This window comes from Corynebacterium sp. HMSC069E04 (assembly GCF_001813175.1).
GTDB classification, from domain to species: Bacteria; Actinomycetota; Actinomycetes; order Mycobacteriales; family Mycobacteriaceae; genus Corynebacterium; species Corynebacterium aurimucosum.
This window is the reverse complement of sequence record NZ_KV811666.1, coordinates 33,839-46,632: the sequence shown is the minus strand read 5'-3', so window position 1 is coordinate 46,632 and position 12,794 is coordinate 33,839. Positions and strand designations below refer to the sequence as shown.

12 protein-coding genes are annotated in these 12,794 nt (G+C 60.9%); 5 read left to right on the top strand and 7 right to left on the bottom strand.

The features are described 5' to 3' along the window. Positions 1-8: 8 nt before the first annotated feature. Both HMPREF2896_RS05405 and HMPREF2896_RS05400 read right to left on the bottom strand, forming a co-directional pair. Positions 9-689 carry a DNA-binding response regulator gene (locus HMPREF2896_RS05405; RefSeq protein WP_246821857.1) on the bottom strand — a complete coding sequence of 227 codons (681 nt, stop codon included), beginning with the start codon at positions 687-689 and terminating at the stop codon, positions 9-11. A gap of 134 nt (positions 690-823) precedes the next feature. Continuing rightward, on the bottom strand, positions 824-2,146 hold the full coding sequence (locus HMPREF2896_RS05400; RefSeq protein WP_070447244.1) for a serine/threonine protein kinase: 1,323 nt from the start codon (positions 2,144-2,146) through the stop codon (positions 824-826). A gap of 144 nt (positions 2,147-2,290) precedes the next feature. Between HMPREF2896_RS05400 and HMPREF2896_RS05395 the strand changes: the two genes are divergently transcribed. Then, a complete protein-coding gene (locus tag HMPREF2896_RS05395) occupies positions 2,291-2,959 on the top strand; it encodes a hypothetical protein (protein ID WP_070646108.1) in 669 nt (222 codons plus the stop codon). Positions 2,960-2,982: 23 nt separating this feature from the next. Here HMPREF2896_RS05395 and HMPREF2896_RS05390 read toward each other — a convergent pair whose 3' ends face one another. Together HMPREF2896_RS05390 and HMPREF2896_RS05385 are read right to left on the bottom strand one after the other, a co-directional pair. Further along, a complete protein-coding gene (locus HMPREF2896_RS05390) occupies positions 2,983-3,873 on the bottom strand; it encodes a serine hydrolase (RefSeq protein ID WP_070718311.1) in 891 nt (296 codons plus the stop codon). Between the two features lie 68 nt (positions 3,874-3,941). Further along, entirely contained in the window at positions 3,942-4,865 is a 924-nt protein-coding gene (locus tag HMPREF2896_RS05385; RefSeq protein WP_070718307.1) for a hypothetical protein, read from the bottom strand. A gap of 271 nt (positions 4,866-5,136) precedes the next feature. Here HMPREF2896_RS05385 and HMPREF2896_RS05380 point away from each other — a divergent pair, with 271 nt between their 5' ends. Beyond that, complete coding sequence (locus tag HMPREF2896_RS05380) at positions 5,137-5,970, top strand: flagellar basal body-associated FliL family protein (RefSeq protein WP_070718305.1); 834 nt, start codon at positions 5,137-5,139, stop codon at positions 5,968-5,970. Positions 5,971-6,194: 224 nt separating this feature from the next. Here the strand turns inward: HMPREF2896_RS05380 and purH are convergent, their stop codons facing one another. From purH to HMPREF2896_RS05365, 3 genes are read right to left on the bottom strand one after another with little or no spacing between them, the layout of a single operon-like run. Beyond that, positions 6,195-7,727 (bottom strand): bifunctional phosphoribosylaminoimidazolecarboxamide formyltransferase/IMP cyclohydrolase, encoded by a 1,533-nt coding sequence (gene purH, locus HMPREF2896_RS05375; RefSeq protein WP_070718304.1) that lies wholly within the window; start codon positions 7,725-7,727, stop codon positions 6,195-6,197. Between the two features lie 39 nt (positions 7,728-7,766). Then, complete coding sequence (gene purN, locus HMPREF2896_RS05370) at positions 7,767-8,372, bottom strand: phosphoribosylglycinamide formyltransferase (protein ID WP_010187645.1); 606 nt, start codon at positions 8,370-8,372, stop codon at positions 7,767-7,769. Between the two features lie 41 nt (positions 8,373-8,413). After that, positions 8,414-10,084 (bottom strand): cell division protein PerM, encoded by a 1,671-nt coding sequence (locus HMPREF2896_RS05365; protein ID WP_246823997.1) that lies wholly within the window; start codon positions 10,082-10,084, stop codon positions 8,414-8,416. Between the two features lie 447 nt (positions 10,085-10,531). Between HMPREF2896_RS05365 and HMPREF2896_RS05360 the strand changes: the two genes are divergently transcribed. The 3 genes from HMPREF2896_RS05360 to HMPREF2896_RS05350 all read left to right on the top strand — a co-directional run bounded on the left by HMPREF2896_RS05360 (position 10,532) and on the right by HMPREF2896_RS05350 (position 12,793). Next, a complete protein-coding gene (locus HMPREF2896_RS05360; protein ID WP_070646100.1) occupies positions 10,532-11,284 on the top strand; it encodes a M23 family metallopeptidase in 753 nt (250 codons plus the stop codon). Positions 11,285-11,537: 253 nt separating this feature from the next. Further along, positions 11,538-12,080: a PadR family transcriptional regulator gene (locus HMPREF2896_RS05355; protein ID WP_070646097.1), complete on the top strand. Its 543-nt coding sequence runs from the start codon at positions 11,538-11,540 to the stop codon at positions 12,078-12,080. After that, a complete protein-coding gene (locus HMPREF2896_RS05350) occupies positions 12,077-12,793 on the top strand; it encodes an ABC transporter ATP-binding protein (RefSeq protein WP_070447267.1) in 717 nt (238 codons plus the stop codon). Before HMPREF2896_RS05355 ends, HMPREF2896_RS05350 begins: the two co-directional genes overlap by 4 nt. Position 12,794: the final 1 nt, after the last annotated feature.

Here is a 12,794-nt window from a genome sequence, read left to right as displayed (position 1 = left end):
CGGATGCCCTAGCGGCCGTGCCGGATGGCATAGTGCGCTAGGAAGGTCTTATAAGGCTTATACGCCTTTTCACCGTCTGCTCGGAGGCTGTCCACAAGCCGGTCCATCTTGTGATTCGTCTTCTTTTCCGTCCACCCCAGCTCCTCGGCGATCTCGCGAACCGAAGGGATATCAGCATCGGTGGAGCCCGGCTTTTTGAGGTAGCTGGCTAGCAGGCGCAGCAGCTCTTCTTGTTCATCATTGGGAACGTGGCGGGTGCGCGTGCGCTCCTCATCGACATCCTGCTCGCGTTTTGTGCGACGCGAGTAGTTGCTGTTTTCCACGTCGATATACAGCTCATAGGGGCATTCGGGAGTCTCAAAGGTAATCCGCGATGGCCCCGGGGGTACAGCCGCTACTGAACGCGGGCCCAAATCGATGCGGGAAAACCCCGTGACACCGCGCAGCTCGATGCGCAGTGGGATATGGCTGCCCACGTTGCAAATCATCCAGCCCTGTCCGCCGTACCACAGCTGAAAAAGCTGGCGGTGCAGGCTGAGGTCCTCCTCGCCTACCCGGAAGTCACCGGCGCGGCCGACAATGACTTCTTGGCCCGGGGACATGACCATCACGCCACCGATCAAATCATCAATGCGCAGCCGCGGCCCCTGAGGAGCGTTCTGCGGTGGGAGTGGCTGCTGCGGGCTCATAGACACCTCCGTAGGGCTGGGAAACGTGCGCACATCGCCATCCATCCCGGCGAGGCGCCTTCAAACAGTGTCTTTCAGTGTAGCGGCTCTCACTTTAGTTCCGCTCGCTAAGTTACTGCCCCACCCCGCTAGCGCTAGGCCACGATAGCCCACGTCACCACAAAGATGAGGATGATGACAACGACGGTCACCGTGATAATGAGAGCGTTTGAATTATCCCTCGCAGGCGGCTTGTTGTTTGCTTGCTGCGGCGTGGAACGGCGTTGGACGGTAGACCCTGGCATCGCCGGCGTAACCGGTGTGGAAGGTGACACAGTCCCCGGGGACGCGATCGGGTTCGAAGGGGCAACGAAGCCAGTAGGCCTTGCCCGTTCCACGGATCCGAAGGAAGCGGCAGGTTCCGGCCAGCGTTGGGAGGGTTGAGGATGCCGACCAAACTGGCTCGGCTGCCCAGCTCTTCCCGCATTTCGCGGTTGCTCTGGCCGTGCCGAAGGCTGCGGCGTGGGCGCGATACGCGGAGCATCGGCGGCCGGTGCCGCCACACGCTGGGCGGGGCGGGACTGGGAGACGTCGCCAAGCGCGGCAATGAAGTCCTGGGCCCGCGCATAGCGCTGCATGGGCACGCTGTTGAGTGCCTTATTCAGTACGGTCTGTACTTCCGACACAACTCGGCTTGTGTCCCCTGCCAGGAATTCGGCGAAGGCATCACTGGACAGATCCGGGATGCGCCGCTGCCCTTCCCACTCGCTGCGCGGCATCGTGTCCTTAAGATGATGCAGCGTAAGCATCTCGAAGGCGATAAGGGCCAAGGAATAGTCGTCCGCGCGCGCCGACATATCATCATCGCCATAAGCATTACCGTTATTTTCCGGGGCCAAGTATTTCTCAGTTCCCACAATGTGGCCGATTTTGGTCAGCCGAGACTGGCCTTCCTCAATGCTGATTCCGAAATCACTCAGCACAGCCGGTGGCAAGCTGCCGGGGTTCTTACGCAATAGAATATTGGCGGGCTTGATGTCCCGATGCACCCACCCAGGGTGCAGCTCATGGTGCATATAATCCAACGCCGAGGCAATTGGTTTGAGGTAATACACAACCTCCGCCACGCTAAATCCCCGGCCCTGGTGAGCCCGCTCACGGATAGCATGCCCCAAGGTTTTGCCGTCGATGAAGGCCATGACCATAACGTCATCGCCGCGCGGGGTGGACTCCTTGGAATAAAACTGGACTACCCCTGGGTGGCTACCGATCTTCGTGAGCGCCTTCATTTCATTGTGGAAACGGGCGCGGGAGGCTTCATCACGGACGTCATCCAACAGCACCTTGACGGCGAGCTCACGGGAAAGGTCCGGATCCGTGGCATGAAAGACCTGCCCCATGCCGCCTTCACCCAGCAGGTACACGTTGGTGTAGCGCTTCTGCTGAGTCAGCCATTGCACGAAGTAGGAATTAGTCACTGCCCCATTGGACCATATGCACTGGGCAGCATGATGTTGCCATGTCCCATCGCCCCCAAATGGAGGGTACTTAAGCGCGGTTCCGTCCGGTGTTGCCAGGCCGGTTATGCTACGTGTTGTTCTCTACCGTTTTCCAAGGACCCTATGACGACCCCAGGATTTGGCACTAACCATCACGAGCATAAGCCCCCTACACCGGTGTCGGGCCAGTCTCGGCAGCCTCAATCGGAGCAGCGCAACCTCGTTCCGATTATCTGCGCGATCGCAATTCTCATTGCGCTGGTGATTGCAGGCCTCGTTATCTGGTACGACGCCCGCTCCACCAGCCAACAAACGTCCAGCACCAGCGAAAACTCGGAGCAGACAGCCCCTCAGGAGGAGGCTGCCTCCCCGGAGGAGACTGCTGCGCAGAAAGATGAAGAAACGGACGAGGCAGAAGCACCGAGCGAGCAGGCTCCGGGAACCTCAGTGAGCGCCGGGGCTGCCGACGTCCCCGAGGGACTCACTGCCGCCGGTTGGTCCGATTATCCTGAGGCACGCTGCCAACAGGGGGAGGATATGATCTTCGCTGCCCATGGCACCGATCCCGATTCCCACATTGTGGTCTGTGAGAAACAGGACTCCCTCTTTTACCGCGGTGTTTGGTCCAGCGGCGCTGCCTTTGGCCCGGCGCGTGGTGAAGGGGATTCCTTCAGCGCCACGATTCTTGATCCAACCAGCGGGAAAGACACCGGCTCCGTGCTGAACATTCGCGGCACGGACTATGACATCGACGGCGAGGCCGGCGAATTCGAGGACTATTGGCCGCGCTAGCGCCTTTACATCGCTCGTGCTTCTTAAACAGCGCCCTGCTGGCATCGCGCATCGGGCCACTCGACCTCTGCCGTGGCCAGCTGTTTGACCACGCGGCTCAGCATCTGCTGTGCTTCGCCATAATCGCCGGAAGGCGCTGCGGCATAGATCGCCACTGCCACCGTGTGCCCGCCTAGCGTGATTAATCCCATCTGGCGGGCTTCATAAGAGCCGTCCTCGGCCGGCCCCCAGCCGCCTTTCATCACCGCGCTTTCTAAAGCCCGAAGACCATAGTTCTGCGCGGGATCCGGCTGTCCCATGGCTGCAAGGATCGGATCCGCGCCTTCGTGGCACCCCAGCGCGGCGATGAATTCTGCTTGCTCAGACACCGACCACTGTGTTTGGCCGAAGGCGCTAAAACCGGGGCGCGGTGGCGTAGCGGGGACCTCAGTTGTGCCAATGATGGCCTGGGTGGCTTGTGCGGCTTGTTCTCCCCCGCCGAGGGCCTCCCAGAGAGAATCGGCCGCGGCGTTATCGGAATAGGTGATCGCCCGGGATACGGTATCGGGATCCGCCACCCCAGCGCGTTCGGCGGCGATGGCCAACGGGACTTTCACGGTGGACCACGCAGGCAGCGGGCCGGTGTTGCCAGCCGCTGCGACGGTTCCTGAGCCGGCCACCGCGATCCCGGTACCGGGGTTGTCTGCAGCGATGGCGTCGACAGCTTCCTGAAGGTCGGTAGCATTAATCACGGTTGGTTCCTTGTCGAGGGCTGAATCAGCGGCGGGTCCATCAGATACCTCTGCCCCGGAATCAGGCAGCGTGGGCTGTGGGCTGCTCGCCGGAGTGCTGGTCTCAGGTGTGGAGACATCACCAATGGTGCAGGCGCTTAGCGACGCCCCCGCAATCCCCACCAGCGCTGCTAGTACTGCCATCCTACGCCGCGGCTGTGCGGGGCTGTGACGTCGCATTGCTACCTGTTTCATTGTTGACCGCCTGAGCATTAGAGGATGAGCACAACCGCGTTGTTGCCGCCGGTACAGGTGACAAATTCACCGTTGTCGGAACAATCCATGGTGTAGGTGATCTCGGTGACTGGGCTGTAGGCCTTAATGGTGGCATCAAACTCGTGGGTTTCCACGTAGTGCTTGACGTACTCATCGCGCACAACGTTGGCGAAGGATTCCGTCGTTACCACTGTTCCACGGTAGACACTGTTGAAGTTGCCACCCGGTTCGTTGTTGCGCGCGGCGTCGTTCGCCGGAATCGCCCCCTCCGGCAAGTCCGGGTACTCGGGGCGCTTGTGAGACTGCGCGGTCGTCGTGGTCTGTTCTGTCGTTTCTTCAGAGTTCTCCTCGCTCCCCGCGCTCTCTGCGTCTTCCTGTGCACTCTCATTCTGCTCGGTGAGTTGCGCGGTGGTCAGGGGCGAGCCGGCTTGAGAATGTGAGTCGGCATGTTTGAAGAAAAAAATGTAGGCCAGCGCGGCCATAACGAGGACGACCGCCAGGATCAGCACGGCGATAAGCACAAACTTGCCGGAGTTGGAGGAGCTGCCACGTCCGCTGCTCTCCTGAGAATAGCCAGCGGGGTACCCTGCTGGCTGCTGGTCATACTGTCCGCTACCGTCCTGCGGCACCTGCTGGGACGCGAAGTGCTGCGTCTGGAACTGCTGTTGCTGGCCGTACTGGCCTGATGCACCGGAGGCGGCAAAAGGGTTCGAGTAATTGCGCTCGCCGGAGTGCGCATAACTCTGATTGTTTCCCGTGTTCTGCGGGTAGCTCTGGGGCGGCAGGGGACGCTGTTGCGTTGGCGGCGCTTCAAAATCCGCGGTTTCCGGGTGGGTATCTTTACGGGAAGGCTGCGGCTGGCCGCTATTTCCCTGCGGGTACTGTGCGCCGAATCCGTGGTTGCGATCTGAGTCAGTCACCGAAGCCTCCGTAGATCTAGACGTTCTGGTTATGCCGTATAGGCGTTTTCTATCTTTCTTATCTTTGCACAGCTACCACGATTGCGGTGAGGTTCGTGCATCGTGCTTCATTCACGACGCCGTGTTTCCACGACTTTTCTGATTCTGATGGGGAGTATTCCCACGAGTTTGCATCTCTGCCCGCGCGGACAGCGGTGGAGGGTTTAGATTATTAGAGGTATCTCAAAGCTCTATCTCCCCTGTGCACGGAAAGGTTGTTATTCTCCCAGCCATGACGTTTCCTACCGGCCCTTCGGGCACTCCGCCACGCAATTCCGGTTCCTCCGGCTTCGGTTCACCCGCTCCGGGGTTTGGCCACCCCGGCGCCCCCGGCGGTGCTAACGGCCCACACCAGTCCGGCCCGGGCGGTTCTCCGAGCAGGTTCGGCAACACTCCGCCGTTTGGTGGGCAATCTGCTAGCCCCAGCTCACAGCCTTTCGGCGGGAGCGCTCCAACTCCGCCGAGTCCACCTCAACCCACCACGTACACCGCTCCACAACCGCCGAAGGGCACAGGTCGTTTCAGCGGTGCCATCGCCGCGCTGATTGCTCTGCTCGTCATCCTCGCGGTCATTCTCGGCGTCGGTGCATGGTTTATCTGGGGACGCGAGTCGTCCGGCTCAAGCCACACCGCTGCATCCTCCGAACCGACCTCAACAGCTACGCTTCCGGGAACTCCTCTTGCCACCAGCGGCCGTATCGATACTGACCTGGAGGCTGACGGCGTGGTCATTGCCCGCACCTTCTTCCCGGATTCCTATGTCTCGCGCTCCGGCAGCACTAACATCGCTGATGTGCAGCTGGCCGAAAGCCATAGCCAACTCAACGCGGTCTTTGGTTTCAGCGATGACCGGGAGAATACTGATGTTGCCAGCGCCACCGTTACCGTCAACGGAGCTGACGGTGCTGAGCTGGCTTCCTTCGAGGTCCCGGCAGAGGAAGCTCTCGAGATGCCCATCAACATCGCAGACCACCAAGCCCTGCGCTTTACTTTTACGTATAAGGACGCCAACGGCAATCCTGCGGACAACACTGGCTTCGCGGTGGCTTCCCTCCACGCGCAGTAGCGCACCCCCGACAGCCCCTCGCGCAGTAGCGCCGAAGCTGCCCTAGTTGCCAAAGTTATAGCCTCTGACTGCAGTGGCGGCGCATAACTTCGTCGTTTAGGGCAGTTACTGCCCTCTAGGGAAAGCTGCCATATATACGAAAGCCGCCTCCTCCCCGCGCGGCGAAACAGCAACGGCGAAGAGAGACGGCTGCGCGCTGCCTACGGCAGCGGGCTATCCAGGATTTAGTGGAAGAAGTGGCGGGTTCCCGTGAAGTACATGGTCACCCCTGCCTTCTTAGCGGCCTCGATGACTTCCTCATCGCGGATAGAACCACCTGGCTGCACCACGGCCTTCACGCCGGCTTCAAGGAGAACCTCCAGGCCATCGGCAAACGGGAAGAAAGCATCGGAAGCAGCGAAGGAACCTTCGGCGCGGTTGGCGCCGTCGGCCAGCGTGTTAGCACGCTCCACCGCGAGCTTGGCGGAATCGACGCGGTTGACCTGGCCCATACCGACACCCACGGTGGCGTTGTCCTTGGCCAGCAGGATGGCGTTGGACTTCACCGCGCGCACGGAACGCCAAGCGAATTCGAGCTGCGCCAAGTCGGACTCGTTCAACGCCTCACCCGCAGCCAGCGTCCAATTGGCCGGGTTATCGCCCTCTGCCTGGTAGGTATCCGGCTCTTGGGTGAGCATGCCACCGGAGATGTACTTAACTTCCTCCTTGGGCGCTTCATGCTCTGCCTGCAGCACGCGCAGGTTCTTCTTGGCTTTGAGAACTTCGATGGCGCCCTCCTCGTAAGACGGAGCCACAATGACCTCAGTGAAGATCTCCTTGACCTGCTCGGCCATCTCGACGGTGACCTCGCGGTTCACCGCGATGACTCCGCCGAAGGCAGACATTGGATCGCAGGCGTGTGCTGCGCGGTGGGCAGCCGCGATGGACTCCTCAGACACCGCGATGCCGCACGGGTTGGCGTGCTTGATGATGGCCACGCACGGGCGCTCATGATCCCAGGCAGCGCGCCAGGCGGCGTCAGCATCCTGGTAGTTGTTGTAGCTCATCTCCTTGCCGTTGAACTGCTTCGCATTGGCCAAACCAGTGGTACCGATGCGGGTCACGGTCGCGGACTGGTGGGAATTCTCGCCGTAGCGCAGCGGAGTGGTCACGTCACCGTCGCTGAGCTGATCGACGAACCATGCGGACACCGCGGCGTCGTAATCAGCGGTGTGCAGGAAGGCATCGCGGGCGAGGCCGCGACGCTCTTCCAAGGTGAAGCCACCGTTGGCCACAGCGTCAGCCACATCACCGTAGCGGGCTGGATCCACGACGACTGCGACGGACGGATGATTCTTCGCGGCAGCGCGCACCATGGATGGACCACCGATATCGATCTGCTCCACGCAGCCATCAAAGTCCGCGCCGGAAGCCACAGTCTCGCGGAAGGGGTACAGGTTGACTACGACGAGCTGGAAGGGCTCTACCTCCAGCTCCTCCAATTGCTTCAGGTGGTCCTCCTTGCGGATATCCGCGAGGATTCCTGCATGCACGCGCGGGTGCAGGGTCTTTACGCGGCCTTCGAGGAACTCTGGGAAGCCGGTGAGCTTCTCGACGGGCGTGACATCAATGCCCAAGTCCGCGATCTTCTTCGCGGTGGAACCGGTGGAAACGATCTCCACGCCAGCGTTATCAAGTGCCCGGGCAAGGTCTTCCAGACCGGTCTTGTCATAAACGCTAATTAGCGCGCGCTTGATGTTCTTAGGATCTTCGCTCATGGTACGGGGACTTAAGCCTTCCTTGCGGTAATGAGATAGTTAGAGCTGAATGCTGAGCGTCTCGCCCTCCACGCGCATCGCGCGGAGAACATCGACGATAAGTTCTCTTTCGACCACTTTGATGCGCTCGTGCAAACTGGCTTCATCATCCTCTGGCAGGACCCGGACGGGTTCCTGGGCAATGATGGAGCCGGTATCGACACCAGCATCAACGAAATGGACAGTCGAGCCTGTGACTTTGGCGCCATAAGCCAGCGCATCGCGCACGCCATGCGCGCCTTTGAAGGCAGGCAAGAGCGCAGGGTGAGTATTGATGGTGCGACCTTCGAAGCGATCCAGAAAATCCTTACCCAGGATCTTCATAAAACCTGCGGAAACAACAACGTCTGGTTGCGCAGTATCCACTGCGGCAACCAGACGCTTATTCCAATCGGTGCGGTCAGCACCCATCTCTACGACCTCGGTGGCAATTCCCGCCGCCTGCGCGCGCTCAATGCCTTGGCAAGGCACGTCCGCGATGACTTTCACGACGCTGTAGTGCTCATCCTGGCCATCCAAGATGGCCTGCAATAAAGAGCCGGTTCCAGAAACCAGAACCACGACGTTGAGGCGGGCAGTAGCAGCGGGCTGATGCGGTGTAGTCACGCGCTACAGCCTAGCCGCTACCGCTGCGAACCGGGGAATTTTCACTCTTTAACGGAACCTTCAGGCTCTTCGCTCTCCTCTGTTTCTGGAGCGCGCTCCGCATCGCCGTCTTCATCCGCTACTGCTTCGTCCTCGACTTCAGCTTGGGTGTCGACGTCAACATCGCCCGTTTCCACGATTTCTGCATCACTCACATCAGCCTCAGGCACAGCCTCCGTCTCAGCGTCAGCCTCTACTTCGGGATCGGCTTCCTCCGTGTCAGTCTTCGCCTCGACATCAGCCTCGTCCTCGGTGTCGGCGTCTATGTCGGTGTCTATGTCGGTATCGGTGTCGGTATCGACACCGATGTCGTCGTCAAGCGCTGCCTGTTCCTGCTCGTGCTCTTCCTGAGCGGCGCTGGTGGAGTCCTCAGTGACCTCCTCAACGTCCTCGGCTGCAGCCGAAGCTTCCGGCGCAGCAACCGGAGCAGTGGCGCGGCGCGCACGCCACGCCGTCACTGCCTGTGCGGCGGCAAAAGCACATCCCACGACGAGGCACCACAGGGAGCTCAAGCCCACTGCGGTCCAAACCTCAGGGCCTGTGTATCCATACACTCCCAACGTTCCGGAAACACCGTAGATTGCCACGAGGGCGGTCACTGCCACCGTGATGGTTGCAACGAGCACGACCTGGAAAGACACCAGGGCGCGGCGACGAGCAAATGCCGCCACGGCTGCGATTGCTGGGACCACCAACAACACCGCGAACCAAGGGCTAATGGAAGGCGGAACCGCGGCGGCCAAAGGTAGCGGAGGAAGCGGAACTACATGGCCGCTAAAGAGGCTCACACTGGTTCCCTCACCAATGTGCATCTCCGAGCCGCTCAGCACTGCGCCGGCTGCCACCGCGGCGTTGGGCAGGTACACAATGCTTACTAGAAACAGGCCGATTGTTCCCAGCGCATTGAGCACCGGATAGCTGGCAAGCATCTCGGCCTGGCGCGACCAACCGAATCCCCACAGAACCACCACGAGGACGAGCCCAGCCGCAACCAGGTATCCGAGGTAGCTCAGGCCGATGCCGGCGGCGTCGACGAACACGCGCGGAATGCCGCTGCGCTTGGCCAAGGCCTTCCACAAGCGAGGCCCCATGCCACCAATTAGGGCAACCGCATGAAGCAGAAGCATGCGGGGAAGAACGCGATAGAGCTCCGGAGGAGAAACATCATAGACTTTCCCGGCATCCCACAACATCAACCACGCAATGAAAGTCAGGACGAGTGGCACCACCAGCACGCAGGCGCTCAAGACAAGCAGGTCGTTGATGCTCACCCTATCCTTCACCGCCGCGCGCACACGGCGACCCACCAACCAGGCCAAGAGCAGTGCAGGTAGGGCTGGAACGAAGCCCACATCAATTCCACCAGCGCGGATAGGCGCAAGGTTGAACACCATCCAAGCCTCCCCGACGATGGTGTTCAGCCACGCCGACGGGGAGCTGGTGAGGAGAAGTGCTGCGATGGCGACCACCAGGATGCCGAGGACAACAACGAGGTGCGGAACACCGACGACGATGAGCATGCGGCGGATGCGCCCGCGCAGTGTCGTTGGGGCCTGTGCGCGGCGGGCACGTGCCTTGTCTGACTCGATTCCTTTAATACGCTGCGCAGGATCCCGGCGATCCCGCCGGTGCCCGCGCTCAGAGCGCTCAGCACCATCACCGCGTCCACGCACGTGCGCGCGTGGACGGGCAGACGACCTAGACTGGGGACTCGTGTTCTTATTCATCGGCGTCCACTTTGCCACGGGCACCTCCCCCACCGAGTGTGGCGCGACGAGGTCTAATTTAAAAGGTCGCGCACACCCCCGAACGGATACTCTTTATCAGCTATATCCCTAGCCCCATCCGCTCATGAGAACTACACACGCGCACTGCGCTACCGGAGATCGAAAGCACCGCCAGAGAATCACTTCATTCACAGGAATCAGCTACCGCATCAAAACAAGCAAATCTTTCGACGTATCAAGAAGAAAACCGCAATCCGGGTTGCTCCGCTCTCGCCGAGACGCTACTGTTACATCTCGTTGGTAACAGGAAGGTCACAATCGGATAACCAACCAGGTTTAGATGTAACGATTGTTCTGGCTGGACGATAGTGAATTAGGACGGAAGTAGAGTTCATGCGAAGCAAGACTCAGCGAAGCGCAGGTCGCCACCGCAAGATCACCACCTCGCAGACCGCGAAGGGGCGCTTGGCGGTAATGACCGTCGCCGCAGGCGCCGTATCCACCGCAGGTGTTGGCGGCGCCGCAGCCGGCACCATTCAATCCGCTGGCACTGGTGAGACCAAGGCACAGTCCATCGACTACACCTTGCAGGCAGATACCGATCCACTCAAGGGCGCACAGGCCGCCGTTGAGGATGCCGCACCACAGATCCTCTCCATAGCTGAGACCAAGCCGGTCGCTGACCTGGCTACCCAGCTCGACAAGGCCATTCAGGCCGCCGATGCGCGCGCAGCTGCTGACGAAGCCAACCGTGCACCGTCCGTTGCTCGCCCGGCAGAAGGTACTTTCACCTCTGGCTTCGGCCCCCGCTGGGGCTCCTTCCACTCCGGCATCGACATTGCCAATGCCGTAGGCACCCCAATCCTCTCCGTTATGGACGGCACCGTCATCGATTCCGGCCCGGCTTCCGGCTACGGCCAGTGGATCCGCATCAAGCACGATGACGGCTCCATGAGCGTCTACGGACACATGCAGACCCTCGACGTCGCTGTGGGCGAGCGCGTCCACGCCGGCCAGAAGATCGCCGGCATGGGCTCTTTGGGCTTCTCCACCGGCTCCCACCTGCACTTTGAAATTCACCCCACCGGTGAGGGCGCTGTGGACCCGATTCCGTGGCTTGCAGAGCGCGGCGTCAACATTTCTTAGGCCCTACCCAACCTAACCTTCCAACAACTTTTAGGCGGCATAGAGCACTTTTGCTCTGTGCCGCTTTTTGCATCTCTACCACCCCGCCCTTGCCTTCGAGCACGCTCCACCACCTACTCCACACCGGGCAAGCGGACGGGGGTACTGAAAGATTCCTTTCCCGAAAACTCTTGACCACCCCAAACGTTACCCGGTAACTTACCGGGTATGTACCGATCGTATTCTCCCTCTTTCCTCCGCGCAGGAGGTGACCATGTCCGTCAAACACTCCGTGCTTGCTCTGCTGAGTGAAGAACCCGCCACAGCTAGCCACATAAAAACGCGCTTTGCCGAGACCTTCGACAACCTCTGGCCGCTCAACATGGGTCAAGTTGCCCAGACCTTAAGCCGCTTGGAACGCGATGGCCTTATCGCCACCGACGGTGAGCTCACCGGCCCCACCGGGCGCCGCGCCACCAGCTATGCCATAACCCCAACTGGCCGCGAAGAGCTCTCACAGTGGTGGATGTCCACCCTGCACAACGACGCCATCGAGCGCGATGAACTCGTGCTCAAAGTGTCGCTTGCAGCGCGACGCTCCGATGTCGACGTCATTGCCGTGCTCGACGCCCAGCGCTTTGCCACCGTCCGCCAGCTGCGTGAGCTCAACCGCCAAGCCTCGGAACTGCCCGCAGAGCGCAGCGCCCAGCGCTTGGCTGTTGAGCGCCAAATCTTCGACCTGGAATCTCTCTCACGCTGGCTCGACCGCGTGGAATCCCTAGCCAACCCAACCGCCACCGAGGAGGCCCCGCGATGACCCCCGACTCTATCCCCACGTCCCAGCACATGCCTTTCCCGCTCGAACTCGAGAACATCACCTGCGTCTTCGGTAGTGGCGCCCGCCAGGTCACCGCCCTGGATTCCGTCAACCTGCAGCTGAAACCGGGTGAACTCGTCGCGGTCATGGGCCCTTCTGGTTCCGGCAAGTCCACGCTGCTCAACGTCGCCGGGCTGTTGCAGCCACCGACGTCGGGACGCGTGCTTCTCGACGGTGCCGATGCATCCCAGCTTTCCAAAGCCAAGGCCGCCATCGCCCGCCGCCGCCACTTGGGGCTCGTGTTTCAGCACTTCAACCTGGTGTCTTCCCTCACCGTGGGCGAGAACGTGTCCCTCCCTCTTGAGCTGGACGGGCTCTCGCCTGCGCAATGCCGAGAAGCTGCAGAGGAAGCGCTCAGTGAGGTCGGTCTCGACGGCACCATCGACCGCTTCCCGGAAGAAATCTCCGGTGGCCAAGCCCAGCGCGTGGCGATTGCCCGCGCGCTCATTGGACCGCGCAAGGTGCTTTTGGCGGATGAGCCTACCGGTGCCTTGGATACCTCAACGGGTGAGGAGATCATGAAGGTTTTGCGCGCACGTATCGACGCCGGCGCCTCAGGCATACTGGTCACTCACGAGCCGCGTTTCGCCGGCTGGGCTGACCGTGTTGTCATGGTTCGCGACGGGCGCCTCACCGGCGAGGAGGTGCGTTAGT

What these genes read in the sequence shown, in the direction of transcription:
- HMPREF2896_RS05405 (WP_246821857.1), bottom strand. Translation starts at nt 689, where the DNA reads ATGAGCCCGCAGCAGCCACTCCCACCGCAGAACGCTCCTCAGGGGCCG.
- HMPREF2896_RS05395 (WP_070646108.1), top strand. Translation starts at nt 2,291, where the DNA reads ATGACGACCCCAGGATTTGGCACTAACCATCACGAGCATAAGCCCCCT.
- HMPREF2896_RS05390 (WP_070718311.1), bottom strand. Translation starts at nt 3,873, where the DNA reads ATGGCAGTACTAGCAGCGCTGGTGGGGATTGCGGGGGCGTCGCTAAGC.
- HMPREF2896_RS05380 (WP_070718305.1), top strand. Translation starts at nt 5,137, where the DNA reads ATGACGTTTCCTACCGGCCCTTCGGGCACTCCGCCACGCAATTCCGGT.
- purH (WP_070718304.1), bottom strand. Translation starts at nt 7,727, where the DNA reads ATGAGCGAAGATCCTAAGAACATCAAGCGCGCGCTAATTAGCGTTTAT.
- HMPREF2896_RS05360 (WP_070646100.1), top strand. Translation starts at nt 10,532, where the DNA reads ATGCGAAGCAAGACTCAGCGAAGCGCAGGTCGCCACCGCAAGATCACC.
- HMPREF2896_RS05355 (WP_070646097.1), top strand. Translation starts at nt 11,538, where the DNA reads ATGTCCGTCAAACACTCCGTGCTTGCTCTGCTGAGTGAAGAACCCGCC.
- HMPREF2896_RS05350 (WP_070447267.1), top strand. Translation starts at nt 12,077, where the DNA reads ATGACCCCCGACTCTATCCCCACGTCCCAGCACATGCCTTTCCCGCTC.